This window comes from Polynucleobacter sp. 35-46-11, from assembly GCF_002281105.1.
This window is the reverse complement of the sequence record NZ_NCFJ01000535.1, coordinates 1-1676: the sequence shown is the minus strand read 5'-3', so window position 1 is coordinate 1676 and position 1676 is coordinate 1. Positions and strand designations below refer to the sequence as shown.

Annotated in this window: 1 protein-coding gene; it reads right to left on the bottom strand. The window is 44.2% G+C overall.

Annotated features, from left to right (window positions below; translation table 11 throughout):
• Positions 1-107 precede the first annotated feature (107 nt).
• Positions 108-1403 (bottom strand): site-specific integrase, encoded by a 1296-nt coding sequence (locus B7Y67_RS17305; RefSeq protein WP_293599691.1) that lies wholly within the window; start codon positions 1401-1403, stop codon positions 108-110.
• Positions 1404-1676: the final 273 nt, after the last annotated feature.

Below are 1676 nucleotides of genomic sequence, written 5' to 3'. Positions count from 1 at the left end.
GTGGATCAGTTAAATAAAGACTTACGTTAAGCAGGTCGCTCAGTTTTGGGTGAGAGTTAGCGTACTCAGATTATTGAATTGATGGTCTGCTTTGGGTCGATAGTGGACTAATGATTCAAGCGCTTTTCGATAAAATTTCCCCAATCGCCCATCAAGCAAGCCCGCTTCTCTAGTTGATCCTGTCTTCTATATGCTGCTTCAGCCTTGTTTTGAATCGTATGGGCTAAAGCTAGCTCGACAGTCTCGTTTGAGTATTCCGTCGTCTCAGCCGCCCAATCCCTAAAGGTTGATCTAAAGCCATGAGGAACATAGTCTGAATATTTGGGCATTTTTCTCATCATTGCAAGTAGAGCCATATTTGATAGAGCGCGCTCCTTATGCAGGGAGCTAGGGAATAAATAGGAGTTCACTCTGATTGTCTTCAGTTGCTCAATGATTTCCATCGCCCTAGTATTGAGCGGTACTCGATGCTCCTTGCCAGCTTTCATTCGCTCAGCAGGAATGGTCCAAACCCTAGCTTCCAAATCAAATTCACTCCATTTCGCTTCAATCACTTCACTAGTGCGCGTAGCAGTAAGAATCAGTAATTCGAGCGCATAAGCGGAGTAGCCGGTATGAGTTCGTAAATCGCTTATGAATTCACCAATTCTTTGAAACGGTAGGGCGGGGTGGTGGACTACTTTCTTGATCTTGTTGGCCTTAGGCAGTAGATGGCATAGAGCTCCTTGATAGCGTGCTGGATTATCTCCGCTAATGTATCTATGAGCCTTGCACCAATCAAGAATTACCTCAATACGCTGACGAACCCTTGTTGCAGTCTCAGTTCTGACCTTCCAGAAAGTTCCTTCTACCTCACCACTTTTCTTCTTAATCTCCTGCTCGAGTAATTTAACTATGTGAGTAGTAGTTATCTGATCGACCTTCAGTTTCCCAATAATTGGAAGGGCATAAGCCTTAATTGTGCTTACCCATTGGTCTTTATGTTTTGAGTTTGACCATTCAGCTTGTTTGGTTTTGATGCATCTGTCAGCTGCATCCGCAAAGGTAATTGAATTATTACTCGCTTCGATTGCTTTAGTGCGCTTAGCTATTCTCTGTTCGAGAGGGTCGATTCCATCCAGGATTGAACGCCGTAAATCCAAGGCCTTTAACCGAGCATTAGCTAGCGACAATGATTCCAGTGAGCCTATGCCCATTTCCCGTCTTTTCAGTGTTACAGGGCTTGAGAAGCGAAAAATCCAGCTTTTAGTGATTGAGCCTTTGAACTTGGTTATCTGGAGATAGAGGCCTTTATTATCCGGATCAGCATGGTAACCAGGCATTGCAAGTGAGATAATTCCACGAGCAGTGAAGTTACTTTTTCGGCTATTGCCAGGTCCTTTCTCTTCAGAATTGGAGCTCAATCTACCCACCATCCTACCCACCAGTTAAACCAAGATTGTAGTGAATCGGGATGGGCTAGATAGGAGTAGGGTTGCTCTTAAGCCTATATAAATAAAGGGATTGATGGGTATTTGTGGATTTGCCAGGAGGGTCTAGATTTAGATCTCGTCTCCGCCAAGTACTTAAATAAATAGAGGGGCTCTTAGCCCCTTTATTTATTTCTAATCCCACTGCAATTCTTATCTCGCTGATCCATCTACCGCCATCAGGTAGCCCTTAATGTACTGAGGGGG